General features: G+C 72.3%; 23 protein-coding genes. 12 read left to right on the forward strand and 11 right to left on the reverse strand.

Annotated elements, in window-relative coordinates; translation table 11 throughout:
- The first annotated feature begins 71 nt into the window (after positions 1–71).
- The 5 genes from MQV74_RS32115 to MQV74_RS32135 all read left to right on the forward strand — a co-directional run bounded on the left by MQV74_RS32115 (position 72) and on the right by MQV74_RS32135 (position 5,433).
- Positions 72–914 carry a nitrilase-related carbon-nitrogen hydrolase gene (locus tag MQV74_RS32115; RefSeq protein WP_242725879.1) on the forward strand — a complete coding sequence of 281 codons (843 nt, stop codon included), beginning with the start codon at positions 72–74 and terminating at the stop codon, positions 912–914.
- On the forward strand, positions 911–2,191 hold the full coding sequence (locus tag MQV74_RS32120; RefSeq protein ID WP_242725882.1) for an aspartate aminotransferase family protein: 1,281 nt from the start codon (positions 911–913) through the stop codon (positions 2,189–2,191). Before MQV74_RS32115 ends, MQV74_RS32120 begins: the two co-directional genes overlap by 4 nt.
- Positions 2,192–2,261: 70 nt before the next feature.
- Positions 2,262–3,665, forward strand: coding sequence for a dihydropyrimidinase (gene hydA / locus MQV74_RS32125; protein ID WP_242725885.1), 1,404 nt, complete (start codon positions 2,262–2,264; stop codon positions 3,663–3,665).
- Between the two features lie 9 nt (positions 3,666–3,674).
- Positions 3,675–4,673, forward strand: coding sequence for a TIGR03842 family LLM class F420-dependent oxidoreductase (locus tag MQV74_RS32130; protein WP_242725887.1), 999 nt, complete (start codon positions 3,675–3,677; stop codon positions 4,671–4,673).
- Between the two features lie 49 nt (positions 4,674–4,722).
- Positions 4,723–5,433, forward strand: coding sequence for a DUF4232 domain-containing protein (locus tag MQV74_RS32135; RefSeq protein ID WP_242725889.1), 711 nt, complete (start codon positions 4,723–4,725; stop codon positions 5,431–5,433).
- Here the strand turns inward: MQV74_RS32135 and MQV74_RS32140 are convergent.
- Positions 5,399–6,463 carry a lipoyl protein ligase domain-containing protein gene (locus MQV74_RS32140; protein WP_242725891.1) on the reverse strand — a complete coding sequence of 355 codons (1,065 nt, stop codon included), beginning with the start codon at positions 6,461–6,463 and terminating at the stop codon, positions 5,399–5,401. The genes MQV74_RS32135 and MQV74_RS32140 overlap by 35 nt on opposite strands.
- A 107-nt stretch (positions 6,464–6,570) precedes the next feature.
- Between MQV74_RS32140 and MQV74_RS32145 the strand changes: the two genes are divergently transcribed.
- The 6 genes from MQV74_RS32145 (at position 6,571) to MQV74_RS32170 (ending at position 13,584) form a co-directional block, all read left to right on the forward strand.
- Positions 6,571–8,394, forward strand: coding sequence for a gamma-glutamyltransferase family protein (locus tag MQV74_RS32145; protein WP_242725894.1), 1,824 nt, complete (start codon positions 6,571–6,573; stop codon positions 8,392–8,394).
- A gap of 122 nt (positions 8,395–8,516) precedes the next feature.
- The gene (locus MQV74_RS32150; protein ID WP_172386235.1) at positions 8,517–9,371 is read left to right on the forward strand and encodes an inositol monophosphatase family protein; all 855 of its coding nucleotides are present in this window, start codon (positions 8,517–8,519) and stop codon (positions 9,369–9,371) included.
- Positions 9,372–9,478: 107 nt separating this feature from the next.
- Positions 9,479–10,900, forward strand: coding sequence for a phytoene desaturase family protein (locus MQV74_RS32155; RefSeq protein WP_242725896.1), 1,422 nt, complete (start codon positions 9,479–9,481; stop codon positions 10,898–10,900).
- Positions 10,897–11,427 carry an O-acetyl-ADP-ribose deacetylase gene (locus tag MQV74_RS32160; RefSeq protein WP_242725898.1) on the forward strand — a complete coding sequence of 177 codons (531 nt, stop codon included), beginning with the start codon at positions 10,897–10,899 and terminating at the stop codon, positions 11,425–11,427. The genes MQV74_RS32155 and MQV74_RS32160 overlap by 4 nt, the downstream gene beginning before the upstream one ends.
- Positions 11,428–11,578: 151 nt before the next feature.
- Complete coding sequence (locus MQV74_RS32165) at positions 11,579–13,078, forward strand: DNA-3-methyladenine glycosylase 2 family protein (RefSeq protein ID WP_242729266.1); 1,500 nt, start codon at positions 11,579–11,581, stop codon at positions 13,076–13,078.
- 20 nt (positions 13,079–13,098) lie between these two features.
- Positions 13,099–13,584, forward strand: coding sequence for a methylated-DNA--[protein]-cysteine S-methyltransferase (locus tag MQV74_RS32170; RefSeq protein ID WP_242725900.1), 486 nt, complete (start codon positions 13,099–13,101; stop codon positions 13,582–13,584).
- Between the two features lie 18 nt (positions 13,585–13,602).
- Here the strand turns inward: MQV74_RS32170 and MQV74_RS32175 are convergent, their stop codons facing one another.
- From MQV74_RS32175 to MQV74_RS32185, 3 genes are all read right to left on the reverse strand, one after another.
- Positions 13,603–13,923 carry a DUF4326 domain-containing protein gene (locus tag MQV74_RS32175; protein ID WP_242725902.1) on the reverse strand — a complete coding sequence of 107 codons (321 nt, stop codon included), beginning with the start codon at positions 13,921–13,923 and terminating at the stop codon, positions 13,603–13,605.
- Positions 13,920–14,459: a PaaI family thioesterase gene (locus MQV74_RS32180; RefSeq protein WP_242725904.1), complete on the reverse strand. Its 540-nt coding sequence runs from the start codon at positions 14,457–14,459 to the stop codon at positions 13,920–13,922. The genes MQV74_RS32175 and MQV74_RS32180 overlap by 4 nt, the downstream gene beginning before the upstream one ends.
- 343 nt (positions 14,460–14,802) lie before the next feature.
- Positions 14,803–16,521 (reverse strand): BCCT family transporter, encoded by a 1,719-nt coding sequence (locus MQV74_RS32185; RefSeq protein ID WP_242725906.1) that lies wholly within the window; start codon positions 16,519–16,521, stop codon positions 14,803–14,805.
- 227 nt (positions 16,522–16,748) lie between these two features.
- On the opposite strand from MQV74_RS32185, the gene MQV74_RS32190 reads away from it, so the two are divergent.
- A complete protein-coding gene (locus MQV74_RS32190; RefSeq protein WP_242729267.1) occupies positions 16,749–17,867 on the forward strand; it encodes a glycerate kinase in 1,119 nt (372 codons plus the stop codon).
- A 106-nt stretch (positions 17,868–17,973) separates the two neighbouring features.
- Here the strand turns inward: MQV74_RS32190 and pssA are convergent, their stop codons facing one another.
- The 7 genes from pssA to ccrA all read right to left on the reverse strand — a co-directional run bounded on the left by pssA (position 17,974) and on the right by ccrA (position 25,837).
- A complete protein-coding gene (pssA, locus tag MQV74_RS32195) occupies positions 17,974–18,837 on the reverse strand; it encodes a CDP-diacylglycerol--serine O-phosphatidyltransferase (protein WP_242725908.1) in 864 nt (287 codons plus the stop codon).
- Positions 18,824–19,480: a phosphatidylserine decarboxylase gene (locus MQV74_RS32200; RefSeq protein ID WP_138962569.1), complete on the reverse strand. Its 657-nt coding sequence runs from the start codon at positions 19,478–19,480 to the stop codon at positions 18,824–18,826. The genes pssA and MQV74_RS32200 overlap by 14 nt, the downstream gene beginning before the upstream one ends.
- A 182-nt stretch (positions 19,481–19,662) precedes the next feature.
- Complete coding sequence (locus MQV74_RS32205; RefSeq protein WP_242725910.1) at positions 19,663–20,868, reverse strand: acyl-CoA dehydrogenase family protein; 1,206 nt, start codon at positions 20,866–20,868, stop codon at positions 19,663–19,665.
- A gap of 2 nt (positions 20,869–20,870) precedes the next feature.
- Entirely contained in the window at positions 20,871–21,383 is a 513-nt protein-coding gene (locus MQV74_RS32210; RefSeq protein WP_242725912.1) for a MaoC family dehydratase, read from the reverse strand.
- Positions 21,384–21,388: 5 nt separating this feature from the next.
- Positions 21,389–22,405: an HpcH/HpaI aldolase/citrate lyase family protein gene (locus MQV74_RS32215; protein ID WP_242725914.1), complete on the reverse strand. Its 1,017-nt coding sequence runs from the start codon at positions 22,403–22,405 to the stop codon at positions 21,389–21,391.
- A complete protein-coding gene (locus tag MQV74_RS32220) occupies positions 22,402–24,453 on the reverse strand; it encodes a protein meaA (protein WP_242725917.1) in 2,052 nt (683 codons plus the stop codon). Before MQV74_RS32220 ends, MQV74_RS32215 begins: the two co-directional genes overlap by 4 nt.
- Positions 24,454–24,499: 46 nt before the next feature.
- On the reverse strand, positions 24,500–25,837 hold the full coding sequence (gene ccrA / locus MQV74_RS32225; protein ID WP_242725919.1) for a crotonyl-CoA carboxylase/reductase: 1,338 nt from the start codon (positions 25,835–25,837) through the stop codon (positions 24,500–24,502).
- Positions 25,838–26,192 lie beyond the last annotated feature (355 nt).

The following is a 26,192-nucleotide window of genomic DNA, read 5'->3' on the forward strand; positions in this document are numbered from 1 at the left end:
CGTTCGTCTGTCTACGCACCAAGTCTACGGGCGTAGAGGCTCTCTGACGTCCTGTCGAAGGAGCACAGCTCATGGTCAACGTCGTACGCGCCGCACTCGTCCAGGCGACCTGGACCGGCGACACCGAATCCATGATCGCCAAGCATGAGGAGCACGCCCGCGAGGCCGCCAGGCAGGGCGCCAGGGTGATCGGCTTCCAAGAGGTCTTCAACGCCCCGTACTTCTGCCAGGTCCAGGAGAAGGAGCACTACCGCTGGGCGGAGCCGGTGCCGGACGGGCCGACCACGCGCCGGATGCGGGACCTGGCCCGCGAGACCGGCATGGTGATCGTCGTGCCCGTCTTCGAGGTCGAGCAGTCCGGCTTCTACTACAACACCGCGGCCGTGATCGACGCCGACGGCAGTTACCTCGGCAAGTACCGCAAGCACCACATCCCCCAAGTCAAGGGATTCTGGGAGAAGTTCTACTTCCGCCCGGGGAACCTCGGCTGGCCGGTCTTCGACACCGCCGTCGGCCGCGTCGGCGTCTACATCTGCTACGACCGGCACTTCCCCGAGGGCTGGCGGCAGTTGGGCCTGAACGGCGCCCAGCTCGTCTACAACCCGTCGGCCACCTCGCGCGGCCTGTCCGGCTATCTGTGGCAGCTGGAGCAGCCCGCCGCCGCGGTCGCCAACGAGTACTTCGTCGCCGCGATCAACCGCGTCGGCCAGGAGGAGTACGGGGACAACGACTTCTACGGCACGAGTTACTTCGTGGACCCGCGCGGGCAGTTCGTCGGCGAGACGGCGAGCGACAAGACGGAGGAGCTCCTCGTGCGCGACCTGGACTTCGACCTGATCGACGAGGTCCGCGAGCAGTGGGCGTTCTACCGGGACCGCCGCCCGGACGCGTACGAAGGGCTGGTCAAGCCGTGAAGGACCTGCACACCCGGCACAAGGCCGTCCTGCCCGACTGGCTCGCGCTCTACTACGGCGAGCCGATCGAGCTCACCCACGGCGAGGGCCGCCACGTCTGGGACGCCCAGGGGCGGCGCTACCTGGACTTCTTCGGCGGCATCCTCACCACCATGACCGCGCACGCGCTGCCCGAGGTCACCAAGGCCGTCGCGGAGCAGGCGGGCCGCATCATCCACAGCTCGACGCTGTATCTGAACCGGCCGATGGTGGAGCTCGCCGAGCGCGTCGCCGCGCTCTCCGGCATCCCGGACGCGCGCGTGTTCTTCACGACGTCCGGCACGGAGGCGAACGACGCGGCGCTGCTGCTCGCCACCGCCCACCGCGGCTCGAACCAGATCCTGGCGATGCGCAACAGCTACCACGGCCGCTCCTTCTCGGCCGTCGGCATCACCGGCAACCGCTCCTGGTCGCCCACCAGCCTCTCCCCGCTCCAGACGCTCTACGTCCACGGCGGCGTCCGCACCCGCGGCCCCTACGCGGCCCTGAGCGACGCCGAGTTCACCGAGGCGTGCGTCGCCGACCTCAGGGACATGCTCGGCCAGACCCGCGGCGTCGCCGCGCTGATCGCCGAGCCGATCCAGGGCGTCGGCGGCTTCACCTCGCCGCCCGACGGCCTGTACGCGGCCTTCCGCGAGGTGCTGAAGGAGCACGGCGCCCTGTGGATCGCCGACGAGGTGCAGACCGGCTGGGGCCGCACCGGCGACCACTTCTGGGGCTGGCAGGCGCACGCCCGCTCGGGCCCGCCGGACCTGCTCACCTTCGCCAAGGGCATCGGCAACGGCATGTCGATCGGCGGTGTCGTCGGCCGCGCCGAGGTCATGAACTGCCTGGACGCCAACTCCATCTCCACCTTCGGCGGCTCCCCGGTGACGATGGCCGCGGGCCTGGCCAACCTCACGTACCTGCTCGAACACGACCTCCAGGGCAACGCGCGCCGGGTCGGCGGGCTGCTCATCGAGCGCCTGCGGGCGATCTGCGCGCAGCTGCCCGGCGTCCGCGAGGTGCGCGGCCGCGGCCTGATGATCGGCGTCGAGCTGGTCAGGCCCGGCACTGACGAGGCCCACCCGGAAGCGGCCGCCGCCGTCCTCGAAGCGGCCCGCGAGGGCGGCCTCCTCATCGGCAAGGGCGGCGGCCACAGCACCAGCGTGCTGCGCATCGCGCCCCCGCTGACCCTCACCGTCGCCGAGGCGGAAGAGGGCGCGGCGATCCTCGAACGGGCCCTTCGGGAGGTCTAGTTCCGCGGGCGCGCCCGCGCTCGTCCGCCGCCGACGCCCGTCACCCCCGTACGAAAGGGAGCGCACCACCATGAGTACCCGCACCCTGATCCGCGGCGGACTCGTCGTCACCGCCGCCGAGGAACTCCACGCCGACGTGCTCGTCGAGGACGGCAGGATCGCCGCGCTCGCGGCCCGCGGCACCGATGCCGCGGCGGCCTGGACCGCGGACCGCGTCATCGACGCGAGCGAGAAGTACGTCATCCCGGGCGGCGTGGACGCCCACACGCACATGGAACTCCCCTTCGGCGGCACCTTCGCGTCGGACTCCTTCGAGACCGGAACGCGCGCCGCCGCCTGGGGCGGCACCACCACCATCGTGGACTTCGCCGTGCAGACCATGGGCCGGTCCCTGCGCTCGGGCCTGGACGCCTGGTACGCGAAGGCCGACGGCAAGTGCGCGATCGACTACGCCTTCCACATGATCCTCTCCGACGTCAACGAGCGGACCCTGAAGGAGATGGACCTCCTCGTGGAGGAGGGCATCACGTCCTTCAAGCTGTTCATGGCCTATCCGGGGGTCTTCTACAGCGACGACGGGCAGATCCTGCGCGCCATGCAGCGCTCGGCGGCCAACGGCGGCCTGATCATGATGCACGCCGAGAACGGCATCGCCATCGACGTCCTCGTCGAGCAGGCCCTCCAGCGCGGCGAGACCGACCCCCGCTACCACGGCGAGGTCAGGAAGGTGCTCCTGGAGGCCGAGGCGACGCACCGCGCGATCCAGCTCGCCCGGGTCGCGGGCGCCCCCCTGTACGTCGTGCACGTCTCCGCCGAGGAGGCCGTGGCCGAGCTCATGACCGCCCGCGACAAGGGCCTGCCCGTCTTCGGCGAGACCTGTCCGCAGTATCTGTTCCTGTCCACCGACAACCTCGCCGAGCCCGGCTTCGAAGGCGCCAAGTACGTGTGCTCGACGCCGCTGCGGCCGCGCGAGCACCAGGCCGCGCTCTGGCGGGGCCTGCGCACCAACGACCTCCAGGTGGTGTCCACCGACCACTGCCCCTTCTGCTTCACCGGCCAGAAGGAGCTGGGCCGCGGCGACTTCTCGAAGATCCCGAACGGTCTGCCGGGCGTCGAGAACCGCATGGACCTGCTCCACCAGGCCGTCGTCGACGGGCACATCAGCCGCCGCCGCTGGATCGAGATCGCCTGCGCCACGCCCGCGCGCATGTTCGGCCTGTATCCGAAGAAGGGCACCATCGCGCCCGGCGCGGACGCCGACGTCGTCGTCTACGACCCGGCCGCCACCCAGGTGCTCTCCGCCGAGACCCACCACATGAACGTCGACTACTCGGCGTACGAGGGGAAGCGGATCACCGGCCGCGTCGAGACGGTCCTCTCGCGCGGCGAACCGGTCATCGACCGGCGCACGTTCACCGGGCGCGCCGGGCACGGCGTCTACACGCCCCGCGCGACCTGCCAGTACCTGAACTAGGAGGCACCCGTGGATTTCGGACTCGTCCTGCAGACCGACCCGCCCGCGTCCGAGGTCGTCGGCCTGATGCGGCGCGCCGAACAGAACGGCTTCCGCTACGGCTGGACCTTCGACTCGGCCGTCCTGTGGCAGGAACCCTTCGTGATCTACAGCCAGATCCTGGAGCACACCCAGGAGCTGATCGTCGGCCCCATGGTCACCAACCCGGGCACCCGCACCCCGGAGGTCACCGCCTCCACCTTCGCGACGCTCAACGACATGTTCGGCAACCGCACCGTGTGCGGCATCGGCCGCGGCGACTCCGCGATGCGCGTCGCGGGCCGCAAGCCCCACACGCTGGCCCGGCTCGGCGAGGCGATCGAGGTGATCCGCGACCTCGCCGAGGGCCGCGAGGCCGACGTCGGCGGGCAGGCCCTGCGCATCCCGTGGATCAAGAACGGCAAACTCCCCGTGTGGATGGCCGCGTACGGCCCGAAGGCGCTCGCCCTCACCGGCGAGAAGGCCGACGGGTTCATCCTCCAGCTCGCCGACCCCTATCTGACCGAGTGGATGGTCAAGGCCGTACGGGACGCGGCCGCGGCCGCCGGACGCGACCCCTCGGCCGTCAAGATCTGCGTGGCCGCGCCCGCGTACGTGAGCGCCGACGTGGCGCACGCGCGCGAGCAGTGCCGGTGGTTCGGCGGCATGGTCGGCAACCACGTCGCCGACCTCGTCGCCAAGTACGGCGAGCACTCCGCGAAGGTCCCCGAGGCCCTCACCGCGTACATCAAGGAGCGCGAGGGCTACGACTACAGCCATCACGGGCGGGCCGGGAACCCCGACACCACGTTCGTGCCGGACGAGATCGTCGACCGCTTCTGCCTGATCGGGCCCGCCGCCGCGCACATCGAGAAGCTGCGCGCCCTGAAGGACCTCGGCGTCGACCAGTTCGCCCTGTACGCCATGCACGACGCCCGCGAGGACGTCATCGACGCCTACGGGGCGGAGGTCATCCCGGCCCTGAACTGATCCCGCCGCCCCGCCGTGCGTGCGGTGCCGGGCGTGGCATGATCCCGGCATGAGCCGCATATCCCCGGGGCGTGCCGCCGCGCTCGGTGCCGTCGCCGTCGCCCTGCTCGTCTCCGGCTGTGGGCAGCAGGACGGGAGCAGCGGGGGCGGGCAGGGCGACGGCCCCGGGGCAGGAGTGCCCTCGCAGCCGGTAGCCGCCGACTCGCTCGACCCCGATGCCCCGCGCTACGGGGCGGAACTGGCGGAGCGGCCCGCGCAGCCCTCGCGCGACTGCACCGGCAAGACCGGCACCCTGCTCGAACCGGGCCCCGTCGACAGCGCGATGGGCCTGCGGGCCATGACGCTGTGGCTCACCCACTGCGGCACCGGCACCTACCGCCTCGACGGCTACCCGACGCTCCAGGTCCTCGACGAGGACGGCACCGCCTTCGACGTCCACAGCCTGCGGGGCGCGCGGGCCGTCACCACCGGTGTGGAGGACCCCGGGCCGCACCTCGTGACGCTGCGGCACGGCGAGTCGGCGACCGCGGGGGTGGTGTGGCGCAACACCTACGCCAACACCGCCGAGGACCCCGTCAACGGCGCCCGCCTCCAGGTGCTGCCCGTTCCCGGCAGGCCCGCGCGGACCGTCGCCCCGGACGGCGGGATCGACCTCGGCAGCACGGGCCGCATCGGCACGACGGCCTGGCGGAAGGCCCCGGCGGCCGAGTCCGGCGCGGGGCGGCCTACGGGACCCGCGCCGTCCACTCCGGCGAGCTGAACTTCGTCCGCGCGAGCTCCTGGGCGCGGGCCAGCTCCCCTTCGGTGACCTTGCCCGCCGTCAGGCCGTACCGTCCGCGGAAGGAGTCGACCATCCGCTCGATGACGGCCTCACGCGGAAGGCCGGTCTGGCGGCGCAGCGGGTCCACGCGCTTCTTGGCGCTCTTCGTGCCCTTGTCGGAGAGCTTCTCGCGGCCGATGCGCAGGACGTCGAGCATCTTGTCGGCGTCGATGTCGTACGCCATGGTCACGTGGTGCAGGACCGCGCCCGGGCCGCCCCCGGGGCCGACCATCCGCTTCTGCGCGGCACCCGCGATCTTCCCGGCGTCCGTGGCGATGTCGTTCAGCGGCTGGTACCAGGCCTTGACGCCCATGTCGCCGAGCGCGCCGAGCACCCAGTCGTCGAGGTAGGCGTAGCTGTCCTGGAACGACAGGCCCTGCACGAGGGCGTCGGGCACGGACAGCGAGTACGTGATGGTGTTGCCCGGCTCCACGAACATCGCGCCGCCGCCGGAGATCCGCCGCACCACGTCGATGCCGTGCCGGGCCGCGCCCTCGGGGTCCACCTCGTTGCGCAGCGACTGGAAGCTGCCGATGATCACCGAGGGCGCGCCCCACTCCCACACCCGCAGCGTCGGCGGCCGGCGCCCGGCGGCGACCTCCTCGGTGATGACCTGGTCGAGCGCCATGTGCAGCGCGGGCTGCTGCGGCCCCTCGTGGACGAGCTGCCAGTCGTAGTCCGTCCAGTCCGCGGCATGCGCAAGCGCCCGCCGCACGGCGATCGCCACGCCCTCCGCCGTCAGCCCGTACATGACGGTCCCCGCGGGCAGAGCCGCCTCCACCCGCGCGGCGAGCCCGACGGCGTCCGTATCCCCCGGAGCCCCTTCCAACGCGGCGTCGATGGCGAGGATCGCCTCATCGGGCTCAAGAAAGAAGTCCCCGGCCACGCGCACGTTCCGCAGCCGGCCGTCCTCGACGTCCAGGTCCACCACGACGAGCTTGCCGCCAGGGACCTTGTACTCGCCGTGCACCGCGATCCTCCTGTTGTCCGCTGCCTCCCGGGGCCCGCCCGGAAAGTCCCTCTACGCCAACTCAGTGCCCCTGTGACGAGAGGCGGGGCGGCGTTAGCCTGCCGGGCATGTTCACGTCGCGGCCCACTCTTCAGGGCACTTTCGGCATGGTGTCCTCCACGCACTGGCTCGCCTCGCAGTCCGCGATGGCTGTTCTCGAGGACGGGGGGAACGCGTACGACGCGGCTGTCGCCGCGGGGTTCGTGCTGCATGTCGTCGAGCCGCATCTGAACGGGCCCGCGGGGGAGGTGCCGATCATCCTGGCGCCCGCGGGCGGACCCGTGCGGGTGCTGTGCGGGCAGGGCCCCGCGCCCGCGGGGGCGACCGTCGCGCACTACCGGGACGAGCTGGGCCTGGACCTGGTGCCCGGCACCGGGCCGCTGGCCGCGGCCGTGCCCGGCGCCTTCGACGCGTGGATGCTGCTCCTGCGCGACCACGGCACGAAGCACCTCGGAGAGGTTCTGACGTACGCCATCACCTACGCGGAGGACGGGCACCCGCCCGTGGAGCGCGTCGGCCGGACCGTCGAGGCCGTGCGGCGGCTGTTCGAGACGGAGTGGCCCTCGTCGGCGGAGGTGTACCTGCCCGGAGGCACCGCGCCCACCCCGGGCGAGCTGTTCCGCAACCCCCGCCTCGCCGCCACCTGGCGGCGCCTCGTCGCCGAGGCCGAGGCGGCGGGCGGCACCGACCGCGTCGCACAGATCGAGGCCGCCCGCGAGGTGTGGCGGTCCGGCTTCGTCGCCGAGGCCCTGGTGCGCCAGGCCGCGCGCCTCACCCTGGACACCAGCGGCGCGCGGCACACGGGCACCCTCACGGCCGCCGACCTGGCCGGGTGGTCGGCGACGTACGAGGACCCCGCGACGTACGACTGGCGGGGCTGGACGCTCTGCAAGGCCGGCCCGTGGAGCCAGGGCCCGGCCTTCCTCCAGCAGCTCGCCCTGCTGCCCGACGAGCTGCCCGCGTACGGCTCGGCCGACTACGTGCACCTGCTCGTCGAGGGCTGCAAGCTCGCCATGGCGGACCGCGAGGCCTGGTACGGCGACGCCGCCGACGTCCCCCTGGACGCGCTGCTCTCCGCCGCCTACAACGCCGAGCGCCGGGCCCTGATCGGGGCGAAGGCCTCCCACGAGCTGCGGCCCGGACGCCCGGGCGGCCGGGAGGCGAAACTGGCCTCCCGCGCGCGGGAGGTCGCCTCCGGCGCGTCCCCGTACGACCCGCAGGGCATCCTGGCGGGCACCGGGGCCGCGGCGGGCGCCGGGGAGCCCACCGTCGCCCGGGACGGCGCGACGCGGGGCGACACCTGCCACCTGGACGTCGTCGACCGCTGGGGCAACATGGTCGCGGCCACGCCGTCCGGCGGCTGGCTCCAGGCCAACCCCGTCGTGCCCGAGCTCGGCTTCCCGCTCGGCACCCGGCTCCAGATGGCCTGGCTGGAGGAGGGCCTGCCCAACTCGCTCACCCCGGGCCGCCGCCCCCGCACCACCCTGACCCCGTCCCTCGCGCTCAGGGACGGCGTACCGGTCATGGCCTTCGGCACGCCCGGCGGCGACCAGCAGGACCAGTGGCAGCTGCACTTCTTCCTGGCCGTCGCCCTTCGCGCGACCGTGCGCGGCGGCCTCGACCTCCAGGGCGCCATCGACGCCCCGAACTGGCACAACGACTCCTTCCCCGGCTCCTTCTACCCGCGTGGCATGCGCCCCGGCAGCGTCACCGTCGAGTCCCGCACGGACCCGGCCGTCGTCGAGGAGCTGCGCCTGCGGGGGCACGACGTGACCGTGGGGGAGCCGTGGTCGGAGGGGCGGCTGTGCGCGGTGGCACGGGACCCGCGCACCGGAGTGCTCTCGGCGGCCGCGAATCCCCGGGGGATGCAGGGGTACGCCGTAGGGCGGTGAGGGGGCCGTCGACCGACGGGTGGGGGCCGGTCGCAGACAGCTGGCGGGCGATTTCATCCTGATTCCACCCTTTGTTCACCCCCTCCGCACGGGATGTCAGTGGCGCGTGCTCTCATGGAGGCATGATCGAAACGCAGGAAATCAAGGAAAGCATCGACGACTTTCTCGCACGTCAGGCCGCCGACGTGGAGCGCGTGATCCGCGACGCCGCCGCCGCGGAGATCACTCCGCGGTTCCGGCAGCTCGCCGAGGACGAGGTGGTCCAGAAGAGCGGCCCGCACGACCTGGTGACCGTCGCCGACCGCCTGGCGGAGGAGTTCCTCACCCGTGAGCTCACGGCGCTCCTGCCCGGCTCGGTCGTCGTCGGCGAGGAGGCGGTGCACGCCGACCCCTCGACGTACGAGGCGATAGCCGAGGGCGCCCCCGTCTGGATCGTCGATCCCGTCGACGGGACACGCCAGTTCGTCCGCGGCGACGCCGGCTTCTGCACCCTGGTCGCCCTCGCCCTGGACGGCGTGGTCCTGGCCTCCTGGACGTACGCCCCGGCGCTCGACCAGTGCGCGGTGGCCGTCCGCGGCAGGGGCGCCACGCTGAACGGCACGCCGCTGCGCGCCGGGACCCCCGAGCCCGGCCGCCCCCTCACCGTCGCCACCTCCCACCCGGACTTCACGACGGACGACCAGAAGCACGCCCTGCTCGGCGTGTTCACCGACGGCTTCGCGGCCCGCCCGTGCGGCTCAGCGGGCCTGGAGTACCTGGCGGTGGCGCGCGGCGAGCTCGACGCCGTCGCGTTCACCTGGGAGCTGGCCTGGGACCACGCGGCGGGCCTGCTCCTCGTCGAGGAGGCGGGCGGCGCCCACCTCACCCGCGAGGGCGTGCCCTTCGCCATCACCGGGGGCAACGCGCTGCCGTTCACGGCCGCCCGGGACGCGGCCACCGCCCGCCGGGTCGCGGACGCGCTGGTGGCGGGGGCCTGACCGCCCCGCCCTGCCGCCGGGGCCCGCGGCCGGGGCCCCGCGGGTCCTCCGGCATATCCTGTGCGGCACTGGCCACCGGCTGACGAAGGAGTCCGAAGGTGCCGTCGATGCTCGATGCCGTCGTCGTGGGAGCGGGTCCGAACGGTCTGACCGCCGCCGTGGAGCTGGCCCGCCGAGGCTTCTCGGTGGCCGTCTTCGAGGCCGAGGCCACCGTCGGCGGCGGCGCCCGCACCGAGGAGCTCACGCTGCCGGGCTTCCGGCACGACCCCTGCTCGGCCGCGCACCCCCTCGGCATCAACTCCCCGGCGTTCCGCGCCCTGCCCCTGGAGCGGTACGGCCTGCGGTGGCTGCACGCCCCGCTGCCCATGGCCCACCCGTTCCCCGACGGAAGCGCCGCCGTGCTCGCCCGCTCCGTCGCCGAGACGGCCGCCTCCTTCGGCCCCCGCGACGCGGGCACCTACCGGCGTCTGGTCGAGCCCTTCCTGCCGCACTGGGACACCCTGGCGCGGGACTTCATGTCCCTGCCCCTGACCGCCCTGCCGCGCGACCCCGTGCTGCTCGCCCGCTTCGGCATCCAGGGGCTGCCGCCGTCGACGTGGCTGCTCCGGCGGTTCCGGGACGACCGGGCGCGCGCGCTGTTCGCCGGGCTCGTCGCCCACGTCATCGCCCCCCTCAACGGCTTCGCGACGACCGCCGTCGGCATGGTCTTCGCCCTCGCCGCCCACGCGCGCGGCTGGCCCGTCGCCCGCGGCGGCTCCCAGGCCATCTCCGACGCGCTCGCCGCGTACCTCAAGGACCTCGGCGGCGCCGTCCACACCGACTACGAGGTCAAGCGCCTCGACGACCTGCCGCCCGCGCGCGCCTACGTCTTCGACACCTCGCCCACCGCGCTCGCCCGCATCGCCGGACTCGGCCGCTACTACGACGCGTACCGGTACGGCGCCGGTGTCTTCAAGGTCGACTACGCCCTCGACGGCCCCGTGCCCTGGACCGCCCAGGCGCCGCGCCGGGCGGGCACCGTGCAGATCGGGGCCACGAGCCAGGAGATCGGCACCGCGCTGCGGGCCGCCTCGCGCGAGGGCCGGGCCCCGGACACCCCGTTCCTCATCACCGTCCAGCCCGGTGTCGCCGACCCGACCCGCGCCCCCGAGGGCAAGGAGGTCTTCTGGGCGTACGGCCACGTGCCCAACGGCTGGCGGGGCGACCTCACGGACGCCGTCGAGCGGCAGCTGGAGCGCTTCGCGCCCGGCTTCCGCGACCGCGTCCTGGCCCGCGCCACCGCGGGCCCGCCCCAACTCGCCACGCGCAACGCCAACTACGTGGGCGGCGACATCGCCTGCGGCGCCGCCAGCGGGCTGCAACTCCTCCTCAGGCCCCGGCTCACCGCGTTCCCGTACCGCACCCGGCACCCGGCCGTGTTCCTCTGCTCGTCCGCGACACCCCCGGGGCCCGGCGTGCACGGCATGTCCGGGCACAACGCCGCGAAGGCCGTCTGGAAGCGGCTCAGGCAGCAGGACGCGACCTCATGACCGCCCGCATCACGCTCGTCCAGGGCGACATCACCGAGCAGCGCGCCGACGCCGTCGTGAACGCGGCGAACTCCTCGCTCCTCGGCGGGGGTGGCGTCGACGGCGCCATCCACCGCCGGGGCGGCCCCGAGATCCTCGCCGACTGCCGCCGCCTGCGCGCCGCCCACTACGGCAAGGGCCTCCCGACCGGCGAGGCGGTGGCCACGACGGCGGGGAAGCTGGCCGCCGCACACGTCGTCCACACCGTCGGACCCGTCTGGTCGGCGACCGAGGACCGCTCCGCGCTGCTCGCCTCCTGCTACCGCGCGTCCCTGCGGACCGCCGCCGGACTCGGCGCCCGCACGGTGGCCTTCCCGGCGATCTCGACGGGCGCGTACCGATGGCCGATGGCCGACGCCGCCCGCATCGCGGTCCGCGCGGTCCGCGAGGCCCTGGCGGCGCACCCGGAGGTGAGCGAGGTGCGGTTCGTCCTCTTCGACGCGGCGGCGTACCGGGCCTTCGAGGAAGCGCTGGCCGACCAAGGCTGATGTCGGATTCCCGCCAGCCCCGGGGGCAGCGATCGCCGATCCTTGAGCCATGCCCACCGTGACCCCCAGCGCATCCGAGCCGCGTACGCCCGCCGAGCCGCGCCCGGCACCGCACGCGCGGGACACCCCGGCGACGGCCGCGCCCGCCGGGATGCACGGGGACTTCGACCGCTGCGTACGGGCCGTGCAGTCCAAGGACGACCGGTTCGACGGATGGTTCTTCACCGCCGTCCTGACCACCCGGATCTACTGCCGCCCCAGCTGCCCCGTCGTGCCGCCCAAGCCCGAGAACATGACGTTCTACCCGAGTGCCGCCGCCTGTCAGCAGGCCGGGTTCCGCGCCTGCAAGCGGTGCCGCCCCGACAGCAGCCCCGGCTCGCCCGAGTGGAACCAGCGCGCCGACCTCGTCGCCCGCGCCATGCGTCTCATCGGCGACGGCGTCGTCGACCGCGACGGCGTGCCCGGCCTCGCCGCGCGCCTCGGCTACAGCACCCGCCAGATCGAGCGCCAGCTCCTCGCCGAGCTCGGCGCCGGACCCCTCGCGCTCGCCCGCGCCCAGCGCGCCCAGACCGCGCGGCTGCTCATCGAGACGACGACGCTGCCCATGGCGCAGATCGCCTTCGCCGCGGGCTTCGCCTCCATCCGCACGTTCAACGACACCGTCCGCGAGGTCTTCGCGCTCGCCCCGGGCGAGCTGCGCACCCGCGCCGCCCGCCGGGGCCGCGGCCCCGGCGGCCGGGCGCCCGCCGCCCACGGCACGCTCTCGCTGCGGCTGCCCTTCCGCGCCCCGCTCAACCCCGACAACCTCTTCGGCCACCTCATCGCGACCGCCGTACCCGGCGTGGAGGAGTGGCACCAGGGCGCGTACCGCCGCACCCTGCGCCTGCCCTACGGGCACGGCGTCGTCGCGCTCACCCCGCACCCCGACCACATCGGCTGCCGCCTCACCCTCACCGACCCGCGCGACCTGACCCTCGCCATCAGCCGCTGCCGCAGACTCCTCGACCTGGACGCCGACCCCGTCGCCGTGGACGGCCAGCTGCGCGCCGACCCGCTGCTCGCGCCCCTCGTCGACAAGGCGCCGGGGCGGCGCGTGCCGCGCACCGTGGACGAGGCCGAGTTCGCGGTCCGCGCGGTGCTCGGCCAGCAGGTGTCCACGGCCGCGGCCCGCACCCACGCCGCGCGCCTGGTCACCGCGCACGGCGAGCCGGTCGACGACCCCGAGGGCGGCCTCACCCACCTGTTCCCGGCCCCTGCCGCGCTCGCCGCGCTCGACCCCGACTCCCTCGCGCTGCCCCGCAGCCGCCGCGCCACCCTCATGACCCTCGTACGCCGTCTCGCCGACGGCACGCTCCGGCTCGGCGTGGAGAACGACTGGGAGCGGGCCCGCGCCCAGCTCACCGCGCTGCCCGGCTTCGGCCCCTGGACCACCGAGGTCATCGCGATGCGGGCGCTCGGCGACCCCGACGCCTTCCTGCCGTCCGACCTGGGCGTCCGCCGCGCCGCCCAGGGCCTCGGGCTGCCGCACACGCCCGCCGCGCTCACCGCCCGCGCGGCGGCCTGGCGCCCCTGGCGGGCGTACGCCGTCCAGTACCTGTGGGCGACGGACGACCATGCCATCAACCACATCCCCGCACACCCCGCCCCCTGAAGACCCCGGGACCGACCGCCATGCACCGTACGCACACCGTCATCGACAGCCCCTACGGGCCGCTCACCCTCGTCGCCACCGACGGCACCCTCAGCGGCCTGTACATGACCGAGCAGCGCCACCGCCCCGCGGAGGAGACCTTCGGCGACCGCGACCCCGACGGCTTCGACGCGGCGACCGAGCAGCTCACGGCCTACTTCGCGGGCGAGCTGACCCGGTTCGACCTGCCGCTGCGCCTGGACGGCACGCCGTTCCAGCAGTCCGTCTGGCAGCAGCTCCTGAAGATCCCGTACGGGCAGACCCGTACCTACGGGGAGCTCGCCGACGCCCTGGGCAAGCCCGCCGCGTCCCGTGCCGTCGGCCTGGCCAACGGCAAGAACCCCATCGGCGTCATCGTGCCGTGCCACCGCGTCATCGGCGCGGGCGGCGGCCTGACCGGCTACGGCGGCGGCCTCGACCGCAAGCGGCGGCTCCTGGAGCTGGAGAGCGGGACCGCCCTGTTCTGAGCCGCGGCCCCGGGCGCCTCAGTCCTCGCCGGCCCCCGAGTCGGCGAGCTCCGCGATCACCTCGGCGTGGCAGGGCTCCGGCACGCACCAGCAGCCGAGGCGGTGCCCCCGCAGCCCGGGCAGCAGCGCGAGCAGGTCCGGGCGGCTGAGCAGATGGTCGCGGTACAGGGCCACGACCTCCTCCCGCGTCCCGTCCTTGCCCGGCCTGAAGGGGCTGGCCAGCGGAGAGCCCTTCAGCTGCCAGCCGCCCCGGTGCATGGCCCGGCCCACATAGACGACGTCGGCGTAGTCCGGGTCCTCCCGGTGCCCCTTGAGGTTGACGACGGTCGTACGGCTCATGACGCGGCCCCCTCCGGGCGCGGCGCCGCGAAGACCGCGCAGGTCGTCGTGGCGTGGGCGTGCAGCTTGCCGTCGGCGGAGCTGACGACGCGGGCCTCGGCCGTGGCCGTGGTCCTGCCGACGTGCAGGGCGGTCGCGTCGCAGCGCAGGCGCGGTGAGTCCGCGAACACCGGGCGGACGAAGTTCACGCTGAGCTGGGTCGTGGTGTAGGCCCGGCCCGGCGGCAGCAGGGTCGCGACGGCGCAGCCCAGGGCGGAGTCGAGCAGCGTGGCCAGGACGCCCCCGTGCACCGTCCCCATGGGGTTCAGGAGGTGCTCGCCCGGGTCGATCTCGAACACCGCCGTGCCCTCGCCGTAGCCGACCAGGCGGTAGTCGAGGGTCGAGCCCAGGGGCGGCTCCGGCAGCTCCCCGGCGAGGATCTTCCGCAGCAGCTCAGGACCGCTCACGTCGCCCGCCTCGGCCCAGGGCACCGGCGGCTCCCAGGTGTGCGTGCGGACGCGCGGCCCGCGCGGGTCCGGCTGCGCTGTCATCGGCATGCTCCGTCCTTGGGCCCGGCGCGCCGTTCGGCTCGCGCCGCTCTCCTCACGACTCTCGCTGGCTTCGGCGACGGCCGCGCGCCGAGCGCCGCGGGCCGGTGCCTCCGCCCCACGCGGCTCAGCCGACCCGGCGCCCGTCCTCCAGCTCCACAGGCGAGAGCCGTGACGAAGGGAAGGGTAGTCCTACGGGGGATTACCTGTGGGGCGCTTCGGCGCCTCACCCCTCCACCTCGGCGGCGGCGCCGGGCGGGCCGCGGCGTCTGTTGCCCGGCAACTGCACGGGTGGCTCACAGACGGGCGTGGGGGCCTGGGGCGCAGCCCCGGAAAGACCCCACGAGCGGCCTCACTCGTCCGACCTGCCCCGGGACCTGGCGATCCGGCGGAGCCTGGGGTGGCGGTCGGTCGACTGCGAGGTCAGGGCGTCGCCGACCATGGCCCGCACCGCGTCCCGCAGGCCGTGCAGGGCCGTGTGCCGCGCGGGCCCCGCCCCCGGGTCCGCCCTGAGCTCCTTCAGGAGCGCCCAGCACAGCGCCAGCATGACCACGACGAACGGCAGGGCCACCAGGATGGTCGCGCTCTGCAGGGACTTGAGGCCGCCCGCGACGAGCAGCACGGCGGCCACCGCCGACATCAGCGCGCCCCAGGTGACGACGAGCCAGGTGGGCGGGTGCAGCGAGCCGCGGCTGCTGAGCGAGCCCATCACGAGCGAGGCGGAGTCGGCACTGGTGATGAAGTACGTCATGACGAGGACCATCGCCACCCACGAGGTGACCGTGGTCAGCGGAAGGCCGTCCAGCATGGCGAACAGGGACGCCTCGGCGCCCTCCTTGGCCTTGGCCGCCATGTCCACCGCCCCGGTCGTGTCGAGCCGGATGCCGGTGCCGCCCATCACGCAGAACCACACGACGGTCGCCCCGCTCGGCACGAGCAGCACCCCGACGAGGAACTCCCGGATCGTCCGGCCGTGGGAGATGCGCGCGATGAACGTGCCCACGAACGGCGCCCAGGACAGCCACCACGCCCAGTAGAAGATCGTCCACGCGCCGAGCCAGGTGCTGTCGGTGAAGGCGCCGGTGCGCGTGGCCATCGGCAGGAGCTGGTGCAGGAAGCCGCCGACGCTCGCCGGGATCGCGTCCAGGATGAACACCGTCGGGCCGAGCACGAAGACGAACAGCATCAGGAGGGCGGCGAGCCCGAGGTTGAGCGTGCTGAGCCACTTCACGCCGCGGTGCACCCCGGAGAAGGCGGAGAGCACGAAGGCCGCGCCGAGCGAGGCGATGATGATCAGTTGGAGGCTGGTGCTGTCGTCGGCTCCCGCGGTCAGGTGCAGCCCCGTGGAGACCTGGAGCGCGCCCACGCCGAGGCTCGTGGCGGTGCCGAAGACGGTCGCGAAGACGGCGAGCAGATCGATGATCCGGCCGGGCCAGCCCGCCGCCCGCGCCTCGCCGATCAGCGGTACGAAGACCGAGCTGAGCCGGTTCCCGCGCCCCTTGCGGAAGCCCGCGTACGCGAGCGCGAGGCCCGCGATGCCGTAGATCGCCCACGGCGTCAGGGTCCAGTGGAAGAAGGAGTACTCGAACGCGACGCGGGCGGCGCCCCCGGTGCGCGCATCGACACCGGAGGCGGGCGGCGGTGTGAGGTAGTGCGTGAGCGGCTCCCCGACGCCGTAGAACATCAGGCCGATGCCCATGCCCGCGCTGAACATCATCGCGATCCAGGCGAGGCTCGTGAACTCCGGCTCGGAGTCGTCGGCGCCGAGCCGGATCCGGCCGAAGCGGCCGAAGGCGAGCAGCACGCACAGGACCAGGAAGACGTCGGCCGCGATCACGAAGAGCCAGGCGAAGTTGTCCAGGACCCAGGAGAGGGCGGAGCCGGTCGTGTTCTCGAAGGACGTCTTGCCGATGGCCGCCCAGGCGACGACGCCGAGGACGACGAGGGCGCCGATGCCGACGACGGTGAAGTCGGGGGAGCCGTCGGGGGCGGAGCCGGGCGGCGGGGGTGGGTCCGGCGGGCCGCCGGGGGTTCCGTCGGGGAGCGGCTGATCGATCACTTCCGTGCTCATGACGCCCCACTATGGAGCGGTATGCGCAGCTTTTTCCGGCTGACGCGCCGTCCTTGCGCCCAGCTGACCATGGGCAGGGGGCCCTTCCTGCGGTTATGGTCGCAGCGGCGCGACTGCCTTGCCGCGAGCAAGGCCGGAAGCAAGGGGAACGCAAGGTGGCGGACGCAGGGACGACAGCTCACGACGGGGGCCGTGAGACGGGGCGCGGTCACGGCCGCGGACACGTACTGATCGCCGCGGACAAGTTCAAGGGGTCGCTCACGGCCGTCGAGGTCGCGCAGCGCGTGACGGCGGGCCTGCGCCGCGTCGTGCCGGACCTGTCGGTGCGCGCCCTTCCCGTGGCGGACGGCGGCGACGGCACGGTCGACGCGGCCGTCGCGGCCGGGTTCGAGCGCCGCCGGGCGCGGGTCACCGGGCCCCTCGGCGACGAGGTCACCGCGGCGTACGCGCTGCGCGACGGCACGGCGGTCGTGGAGATGGCCGAGGCGTCGGGCCTGCAGCGCCTGCCCAAGGGCGTCTTCGCACCGCTCACCGCGTCGACGTACGGCACGGGCGAGCTGATCCTCGCCGCCCTGGACGCGGGCGCGCGCAGCATCGTCTTCGGGGTCGGCGGCAGCGCCACCACGGACGGCGGCGCGGGCATGCTGGCCGCGCTCGGCGGCCGGTTCCTGGACGCGGCGGGGCAGCCGGTCGCCCCGGGCGGCGGGCCGCTGCGCGACCTGGAGACCGCCGATCTGTCCGGGCTCGACCCGCGCCTGAAGGACACCGACATCGTCCTCGCCAGCGACGTCGACAACCCCCTGACGGGCCCCAAGGGCGCCCCCGCGGTGTACGGCCCGCAGAAGGGGGCGTCGCCCGAGGACGTGGCGGCGCTCGACACCGCGCTCGCGCACTTCGCGCGGACGCTCGCCCGGTCCGCGGGGCCGCGGGCCCTGGAGCACGCCGAGGCGCCCGGCGCGGGGGCCGCGGGCGGCATCGGCTTCGGCGCCCTCGTGGGGCTCGGCGCGTCCTTCCGGCCCGGCATCGAGGTCATGCTGGACGTCCTGGGCTTCGCGCCCGCCCTGGCCGGGGCGCAGCTCGTCATCACCGGCGAGGGCTCCCTCGACGAGCAGACCCTCCACGGCAAGGCGCCCGCCGGGGTGGCCGCCGCGGCCCGCGCGGCCGGGGTCGAGGTCATCGCCGTCTGCGGGCGCCTTGCCCTGCCGCCGACCTCCCTCGGCACGGCGGGCATCCGCCGCGCGTACGCCCTGACGGACATCGAACCGGACGTCGCCCGCTGCGTGGCCGAGGCGGGCCCGCTCCTGGAGCGCCTGGCGGAGGGCATCGCGCGGGACTATCTGCGCTGACCGCCCCCGAGCCGGCGTCCCGGCCGGGCCCGTGCGGGCAGCGAAAAGCCGGATGGGCCCGAACCACGAGGTTCAGGCCCACCCGGCTCGGGTCGGTCGCGGAAGGCTACGGCAGCTGTGCCGCCCGCGCCTCGCGCCGGTTGTCCCGGAAGTTGTTCACCCGGCGAGCCGTGGCGAAGAGCGGGATCACGGCCCCGAGCACCAGCTGGAGCGCGCAGCCCGTCTGCAGCAGCAGCTGCCCGCCCGGCGCGTCGAAGGCCCACGCCGCGAGCAGCCCCATCGCCGAGACGATCCACGCCAGCATGGCCACCGCGAGGGGACCGCGCGGCTTCGGGTATTCGACGCGGCTGACCATCAGCCACGCCGTGCCGATGATCGCGAGGAGCGTGGCCACGAAGGGCAGCTCCAGGAGCACGATCGAGACGACGGTCAGCGCTCCGAAGGGCGAGGGCATCCCCTGGAACACTCCGTCACGGAGCGTCACGCACGAGAATCTCGCAAGCCGCAGCACCACCGCCAGGAGCACCACGATCGCGCCCACCGCCGCGACCCGCTGGTGCGCGTCGTCGGCGACCATCCCGTACACGAGCACGAAGTACGCGGGCGCGAGCCCGAAGCTGATCAGGTCCGAGAGGTTGTCCAGCTCCGCGCCCATCGGCGAGGACCGCAGCTTGCGCGCGACCAGGCCGTCGAACAGGTCGAAGACCGCGGCGCAGAGCATCAGGATCACGGCCGTGGCCGCGCTGTGCCGGGCCATGCCCGACTCGTCACTGCCCGTGAGGTGCGGGATGAGGATGCCGGTGGTCGTGAAGTAGACCGCCATGAATCCGCACGTGGCGTTGCCGAGCGTGAGCGTGTCCGCTATTGACAGGCGCAGCGACAGCGGCATGTCCTCGTCGGCGTCGTCCACCGCGTCGGCGGCCTCGGGCACCCAGCCGCCCGTCTGTGCCTCTGGATCAGTCACGGTCAATGCGAGTCACCCCAGCCACGGTCTTCTGACCGACCTCGACATCCACCTCGACGCCCTCGGGCAGATAGATGTCGACGCGCGAGCCGAAGCGGATCAGCCCGATCCGCTCGCCCTGCTCCACCTTCGTGCCCTGCGGCACGTAAGGCACGATGCGCCGGGCCACCGCGCCCGCGATCTGGATCATCTCGATGTCGCCGAGCTCGGTGTCGAAGTGCCAGACAACGCGCTCGTTGTTCTCGCTCTCCTTGTTGAACGCCGGGACGAAACCGCCGGGGATGTGCTCGACGGACGTCACCGTGCCGGCCAGGGGCGCGCGGTTGACGTGCACGTTGAGCGGGCTCATGAAGATCGCGACGCGGGTGCGCCCGTCCTTCCACGGCATGATGCTCTGCACGACGCCGTCGGCCGGGGAGATCACCCTGCCCTGGGTGATCTCGCGCTCGGGGTCGCGGAAGAACCACAGCATGCCCGCGGCGAGTGCGGTGGTCGGTACGGCGAGGGCCGCGGCGCCCTTGGACCGGCGGGACCGGGCCAGGCTGAGTGCCGCGGTGGCGACGGTCGGCAGGAGCCACGGCGATGCTCCGCGCGCGAGGCGTACGCCAGCCAGGCTGTCGCGAGGTGCAGAGGTTTGGCTGTGGGGCATGGATGACCTTCGTAGCGGATGATGCCGCACTGCATACGGGGGGACGGCGGCTTTCCCGGGATCGTATCGGTTGCGAGCCACAACTGGGCAAGCCAGGAAGCCGAGTCGGCCGCCCGCGCGTGCTGACTGGGTGTGATCTTCTTCTCGATTAGATCTCGAAGAAACCGCCCCAAACCGGGCATTCAGCCCTGAAGTCGATACTCTTCGAGGAGTCGTCGGCCAATGATCATTTTCTGGATCTCGGCGGTTCCTTCACCGATCAGCAGCATGGGTGCCTCTCGGTACAGGCGCTCGATCTCGTACTCCTTCGAGAACCCGTAACCGCCGTGGATCCGGAACGCGTCCTCCACGACTTCCTTGCAGTATTCGGACGCCAGGTACTTCGCCATCCCTGCTTCGAGGTCGTTTCGCTCCCCGGAGTCCTTTTTGCGTGCTGCGTTTACCATCATCGCATGGGCGGCCTCGACCTTGGTAGCCATCTCCGCGAGCTTGAACTGAATTGCCTGGTGCTGCGCGATCGGCTTGCCGAAAGTGTGCCGTTGCTGGGCATAGGAGACACCGAGCTCGAAGGCACGCTGTGCGACGCCGCAACCACGCGCCGCTACGTTCACGCGGCCGACCTCGACGCCGTCCATCATTTGGTAAAACCCTCGGCCGGTGGTCCCGCCGAGCACGCGATTGGCTGGAATGCGCAGGTCATCCATGACCAGCTCGGTGGTATCGACGCCCTTGTAGCCCATCTTGTCGATCTTGCCCGGGATCGTCAGGCCGGGGCGCACCTCACCGAACCCCGGCTCCTTCTCCACCAGGAAGGTCGTCATCGACTTGTGCGGCGCCGTCCCCTCGGGGTGGCCTTCGTCACTTCTGACGAGCACGGCCACGAGCGTTGACGTACCGCCGTTCGTCAACCACATCTTCTGACCGTTCAGGACGTACTCGTCGCCGTCCTTGACCGCCTTCGACGTGATCGCCGACACGTCCGAGCCGAGCGCCGGCTCCGACATGGAGAACGCCCCGCGGACCTCGCCGAGCGCCATCCGCGGCAGGAAGTACTCCTTCTGCTCCCGCGTGCCGTGCTGCTTGAGCATGTACGCCACGATGAAGTGAGTGTTGATGATGCCGGACACCGACATCCAGCCGCGCGCTATCTCCTCCACGCACAGCGCGTACGTCAGGAGCGACTCGCCCAGGCCGCCGTACTCCTCGGGAATCATCAGGCCGAACAGGCCCAACTCCTTGAGCCCGTCCACGATCTGCTGCGGATACTCGTCGCGGTGCTCGAGGTCCGTCGCGACCGGGATGATCTCTTTGTCGACGAAGTCACGGACGGTGGACAGGATTTCCCGCTGGACATCCGTGAGGCCCGCGGTCTGGGCGAGTCGGGACATGGCTACTTCTCCTGGCTCTTCGGCTCCGGGCGGCCGGGCTGCTCGCCGCCGCGCTCCTTGATGTACGTCTCGGTCGGCACCATCACCTTGCGGCGGAACACGCACACCAGGGTGCCGTCCTGCTTGTAGCCCCTCGTCTCCACGTGGACGATGCCGCGGTCCGACTTCGACCTCGACGGCGTCTTGTCGAGGACCGTGGTCTCGCCGTAGATCGTGTCGCCGTGGAAGGTCGGCGCCACGTGCTTGAGCGACTCGACCTCCAGGTTCGCGATCGCCTTGCCCGACACGTCCGGCACGGACATGCCGAGCAGCAGCGAGTAGACGTAGTTGCCCACGACGACGTTCTTCCCGAAGTCCGTCGTCTTCTCCGCGTAGTTGCTGTCCATGTGCAACGGGTGGTGGTTCATGGTGAGCAGACAGAACAGGTGGTCGTCGTACTCGGTGACCGTCTTGCCGGGCCAGTGCTTGTAGACGGCGCCGACTTCGAACTCTTCGTAGGTACGGCCGAACTGCATGTCCCTTACGCCTCCGGAGCCTCGAACGCCGACGTGCGCCGCATGCCCGCCGCACGGCCCTTCCCGGAGATGACGAGCGCCATCTTCCGGCTCGCCTCGTCGATCATCTCGTCGCCGAGCATCGCCGAGCCCTTCTTGCCGCCCGCCTCGGAGGTGTAGTACGCGTACGCGTCCAGGATCAGCTCGGCGTGGTCGTAGTCCTCCTGGGACGGCGAGAACACCTCGTTCGCGGCCTCCACCTGGCCCGGGTGCAGCACCCACTTGCCGTCGAAGCCGAGGGCCGCGGCGCGCTGGGCGACCTCGCGGTAGCCGTCGATGTTCTTGATCTGGAGGAAGGGGCCGTCGATCGCCTGGAGGTCGTGCATGCGGGCGGCCATCAGGATGCGCATCAGGATGTAGTGGTACGCGTCCGCCGGGTAGCCGGGCGGCTGCATGCCGACGACGAGCGACTTCATGTTGATCGACGCCATGAAGTCGGCGGGGCCGAAGATGATCGTCTCAAGTCGTGACGAGGCGCCCGCGATCTCGTCAACATTGACCAGCCCCTTCGCGTTCTCGATCTGCGCCTCGATGCCGATGCGCCCGACCTCGAAGCCCATCGTCTTCTCGATCTGCGTGAGCAGCAGGTCGAGGGCCACGACCTGCTGGGCGTCCTGGACCTTGGGCAGCATGATGCAGTCGAGGTTCTGGCCCGCGCCCTCGACGACGGTCACGACGTCGCGGTACGTCCACTCCGTGGTCCAGTCGTTGACGCGCACCACGCGCGTCTTGCCCGTCCAGTCGCCCTCGTTGAGGAACTTGACGATCGTGTGCCGTGCCTCCGGCTTGGCGAGCGGCGCGCAGGCGTCCTCCAGGTCGAGGAAGACCTGGTCGGCGGGGAGGCCCTGGGCCTTCTCCAGGAAGCGGGGGTTGCTCCCGGGCACCGCCAGACAGGAGCGGCGGGGGCGAAGGCGGTTGATATCAGGGAGGGGCGCGGCGGAGCCGCTCGTCGGAGGGGTGGTGGCGGGAGACGGGCGGGTCATGCGGGGACCTCCAGGGGGTCGAGGTGGTTCGCTGTGCGGATCTCGTCGACGATACGGCCGATGATCTCCGTGATGCCGAAGTCCTTGGGGGTGAAGACGGCGGCCACGCCCGCCGCCCTCAGGTCCTCGGCGTCGCTGCTGGGAATGATGCCGCCGGCGATGACGGGGATGTCGTGCGCACCGGCGGCGCGCAGCCGGGTCAGGACGTCCGGCACGAGCTGCGCGTGCGAGCCGGAGAGGATCGACAGGCCCACCGCGTGCACGTCCTCCGCGAGCGCCGCGTCGACGATCTGCTCGGGGGTGAGCCGGATGCCCTGGTAGACGACCTCGAACCCGGCGTCGCGGGCGCGGACGGCGATCTGCTCGGCGCCGTTGGAGTGCCCGTCGAGGCCGGGCTTGCCCACCAGGAAGCGGAGCTTGCCGGTGCCCATGTCCGCGGCCGTCTTCTCGACCTTCTCGCGGACCAGGGCGAGCGGCGTGCCCGCCTCCGCGGTGACCGCGAGCGGCGCCCCGGAGACGCCCGTGGGCGCCCGGAACTCGCCGAAGACCTCCCGTAGGGCCCCCGCCCACTCGCCGGTCGTGACACCGGCGCGGGCGCACTCCAGGGTGGCCTCCATGAGGTTGCCGGTGCCCTGCGCGACCTCCTTGAGCCGGTCGACGGTCTGCTGGACGGTCGGGAAGTGGAACGGGTCGCCGCCGCCCTGCCGGTCGGAGGACTCCTGCCGCGTGGTGCGCCAGTCCCGCAGCGCGGTCACGACGCGTGCCTCGACCGCCGGGTCGACCGTCATGATCGCCGTGTCCAGGTCGGCCGTGAGCGGGCTCGGCTCCGTCGCCTCGAAGACGTTCACGCCCACGATCTTCTCCTCGCCCGCCTCGATCCGCGCGCGCCGCTCCGCGTGCGAGGACACCAACTGCGACTTCAGATAGCCGGACTCGACGGCGGCCATCGCGCCGCCCATCTGCTCGATGCGGTCCATCTCCGCCAGGGACGCCTCGACGAGCGCGTCGACCTTGGCCTCGACGACGTGCGAGCCCGCGAAGATGTCCTCGTACTCCAGGAGGTCGGACTCGTGCGCGAGGACCTGCTGGATGCGCAGCGACCACTGCTGGTCCCAGGGCCGGGGCAGGCCGAGGGCCTCGTTCCAGGCCGGGAGCTGCACGGCACGCGCGCGTGCGTCCTTGGAGAGCGTGACGGCGAGCATCTCCAGGACGATGCGCTGGACGTTGTTCTCCGGCTGGGCCTCGGTCAGGCCGAGCGAGTTGACCTGCACGCCGTAGCGGAAGCGCCGCTGCTTGGGGTTCGTGACGCCGTAGCGCTCGCGCGTGACCTGGTCCCAGATGCGGCCGAACGCGCGCATTTTGCACATCTCCTCGATGAACCGCACGCCCGCGTTCACGAAGAACGAGATGCGCGCGACGACGTCACCGAACTTCTCCTCCGGCACCTGACCGGAGGCGCGCACGGCGTCGAGGACGGCGATCGCCGTGCTCATCGCGTACGCGACCTCCTGCACCGGCGTGGCCCCGGCCTCCTGCAGGTGATAGCTGCAGATGTTGATCGGGTTCCACTTGGGGATGTGCGCCACCGTGTACGTGATCATGTCGGTGGTCAGCCGCAGGCTCGGCCCCGGCGGGAACACGTGGGTGCCGCGCGACAGGTACTCCTTGACGATGTCGTTCTGCGTCGTCCCCTGGAGCGTGGTGATGTCGACGCCCTGCTCCTCCGCGACGACCTGGTAGAGCGCGAGCAGCCACATGGCGGTCGCGTTGATCGTCATGGAGGTGTTCATCTGCTCCAGGGGGATGTCCTGGAACAGCCGCCGCATGTCCCCGAGGTGCGACACGGGGACGCCGACCCGGCCCACCTCCCCGCGCGCGAGGATGTGGTCCGGGTCGTAGCCGGTCTGCGTCGGCAGGTCGAACGCGACCGAGAGGCCCGTCTGGCCCTTGGCCAGGTTGCGCCGGTAGAGCTCGTTCGACGCCTCGGCCGTGGAGTGCCCGGCGTACGTCCGCATGAGCCAGGGCCGGTCCTTCTGGCGTTCCGTCATGTGCGTAACCTCGGTGTCCTCGGTGTTCTCAATGACCTCGGCGTCCTCAGACGTTCCGGAAGCGGTTGATGGCGTCGATGTGCTGGGCGCGCTTCTCGGGGTCGCGCACGCCGAGGCCCTCGGCGGGCGCGAGCGCGAGGACGCCGACCTTGCCCTGGTGCAGGTTGCGGTGCACGTCATAGGCGGCCTGCCCGGTCTCCTCCAGGGAGTACACCTTCGAGAGCGTCGGGTGGATCTTGCCCTTGGCGATGAGCCGGTTGGCCTCCCACGCCTCGCGGTAGTTGGCGAAGTGCGAGCCGATGATGCGCTTCAGGGACATCCACAGGTAGCGGTTGTCGTACTCGTGCATGTAGCCCGAGGTGGAGGCGCAGGTGGTGATGGTGCCGCCCTTGCGGGTGACGAAGACGCTGGCGCCGAAGGTCTCCCGGCCGGGGTGCTCGAAGACGATGTCGATGTCCTCGCCGCCGGTGAACTCGCGGATGCGCTTGCCGAAGCGCTTCCACTCCTTGGGGTCCTGGGTGCGCTCGTCCTTCCAGAACTTGTAGCCCTCGGCGCTGCGGTCGATGATCGCCTCGGCGCCCATGGAGCGGCAGATGTCGGCCTTCTGCGGGCTGCTCACCACGCAGATGGGGTTGGCGCCGCCCGCGAGCGCGAACTGCGTGGCGTACGACCCGAGTCCGCCGCTCGCGCCCCAGATCAGCACGTTGTCGCCCTGCTTCATGCCCGCGCCGTTGCGCGAGACGAGCTGCCGGTACGCGGTGGAGTTCACCAGGCCGGGGGCGGCGGCCTCCTCCCAGCTCAGGTGGTCCGGCTTCGGCATGAGCTGGTTGGACTTCACCAGGGCGATCTCGGCGAGCCCGCCGAAGTTGGTCTCGAAGCCCCAGATGCGCTGCTCGGGGTCGAGCATCGTGTCGTTGTGCCCGTCGCTGGACTCCAGCTCCACGGACAGGCAGTGCGCGACGACCTCGTCGCCGGGGTGCCAGGCGTTGACGCCTGGCCCGGTGCGCAGCACGACGCCCGCCAGGTCGGAGCCGATGATGTGGTACGGCAGGTCGTGACGCTTCGTCAGGTCGCTGAGCTTGCCGTACCGCTCCAGGAAGCCGAACGTCGACAGGGGCTCGAAGATCGACGTCCACACGGAGTTGTAGTTCACGCTCGACGCCATCACCGCCACCAGGGCCTCGCCCGGGCCGAGTTCGGGCACCGGGACCTCGTCCAGGTGCAGCGACTTGCGCGGGTCCTTGTCGCGCGTGGCGAGCCCCGCGAAGAGCTCGGTCTCGTCCTTGTGCACGGTCACGGCGCGGTACGAATCGGGCAGCGGCAGCGCGGCGAAGTCGGCGGCCGACGTGTCCGGCGATTGGATCGCGTCCAGGATTTCCTGCATGGGTTGCCTCCGGCGAAGGGCACCCCGTGGGGGGTGCTCTGAGGGGTACGTCGGGGTGGTGCGTGGCGTGGTGCCCGGGTGCTTCGAGGGGGTGCGGGTGCTCGGTGCTCGACGGGTGCGAGGGGGCCTCGGACCCGTGGGGTCGGGAGGTGCGAAGCGGTGGTGCCGTCGGTTCGGCGGAGGTGGTGCTGCGGCGGCGCCGTGGTGGGGCGCAGGAGGTGCCTGTGACGCAGGCGTCCGGGCGCGCTCGCCGAGGCTTGCGGGGACAGCCGGCGTACGGGTGGTGTCCGTGCGCCGGCCGCCCGGACAACATCAACGTATGACACCGCGTGCCAGTCGGCAAGACACTCAGTGC

Source organism: Streptomyces sp. AN091965, assembly GCF_022698285.1.
Taxonomy (GTDB): domain Bacteria; phylum Actinomycetota; class Actinomycetes; order Streptomycetales; family Streptomycetaceae; genus Streptomyces.

What these genes read in the sequence shown, in the direction of transcription:
- MQV74_RS32115 (WP_242725879.1), top strand. Translation starts at nt 72, where the DNA reads ATGGTCAACGTCGTACGCGCCGCACTCGTCCAGGCGACCTGGACCGGC.
- hydA (WP_242725885.1), top strand. Translation starts at nt 2,262, where the DNA reads ATGAGTACCCGCACCCTGATCCGCGGCGGACTCGTCGTCACCGCCGCC.
- MQV74_RS32135 (WP_242725889.1), top strand. Translation starts at nt 4,723, where the DNA reads ATGAGCCGCATATCCCCGGGGCGTGCCGCCGCGCTCGGTGCCGTCGCC.
- MQV74_RS32145 (WP_242725894.1), top strand. Translation starts at nt 6,571, where the DNA reads ATGTTCACGTCGCGGCCCACTCTTCAGGGCACTTTCGGCATGGTGTCC.
- MQV74_RS32150 (WP_172386235.1), top strand. Translation starts at nt 8,517, where the DNA reads ATGATCGAAACGCAGGAAATCAAGGAAAGCATCGACGACTTTCTCGCA.
- MQV74_RS32155 (WP_242725896.1), top strand. Translation starts at nt 9,479, where the DNA reads ATGCTCGATGCCGTCGTCGTGGGAGCGGGTCCGAACGGTCTGACCGCC.
- MQV74_RS32160 (WP_242725898.1), top strand. Translation starts at nt 10,897, where the DNA reads ATGACCGCCCGCATCACGCTCGTCCAGGGCGACATCACCGAGCAGCGC.
- MQV74_RS32165 (WP_242729266.1), top strand. Translation starts at nt 11,579, where the DNA reads ATGCACGGGGACTTCGACCGCTGCGTACGGGCCGTGCAGTCCAAGGAC.
- MQV74_RS32170 (WP_242725900.1), top strand. Translation starts at nt 13,099, where the DNA reads ATGCACCGTACGCACACCGTCATCGACAGCCCCTACGGGCCGCTCACC.
- MQV74_RS32175 (WP_242725902.1), bottom strand. Translation starts at nt 13,923, where the DNA reads ATGAGCCGTACGACCGTCGTCAACCTCAAGGGGCACCGGGAGGACCCG.
- MQV74_RS32180 (WP_242725904.1), bottom strand. Translation starts at nt 14,459, where the DNA reads ATGCCGATGACAGCGCAGCCGGACCCGCGCGGGCCGCGCGTCCGCACG.
- MQV74_RS32185 (WP_242725906.1), bottom strand. Translation starts at nt 16,521, where the DNA reads ATGAGCACGGAAGTGATCGATCAGCCGCTCCCCGACGGAACCCCCGGC.
- MQV74_RS32200 (WP_138962569.1), bottom strand. Translation starts at nt 19,480, where the DNA reads ATGCCCCACAGCCAAACCTCTGCACCTCGCGACAGCCTGGCTGGCGTA.
- MQV74_RS32205 (WP_242725910.1), bottom strand. Translation starts at nt 20,868, where the DNA reads ATGTCCCGACTCGCCCAGACCGCGGGCCTCACGGATGTCCAGCGGGAA.
- MQV74_RS32210 (WP_242725912.1), bottom strand. Translation starts at nt 21,383, where the DNA reads ATGCAGTTCGGCCGTACCTACGAAGAGTTCGAAGTCGGCGCCGTCTAC.
- MQV74_RS32215 (WP_242725914.1), bottom strand. Translation starts at nt 22,405, where the DNA reads ATGACCCGCCCGTCTCCCGCCACCACCCCTCCGACGAGCGGCTCCGCC.
- MQV74_RS32220 (WP_242725917.1), bottom strand. Translation starts at nt 24,453, where the DNA reads ATGACGGAACGCCAGAAGGACCGGCCCTGGCTCATGCGGACGTACGCC.
- ccrA (WP_242725919.1), bottom strand. Translation starts at nt 25,837, where the DNA reads ATGCAGGAAATCCTGGACGCGATCCAATCGCCGGACACGTCGGCCGCC.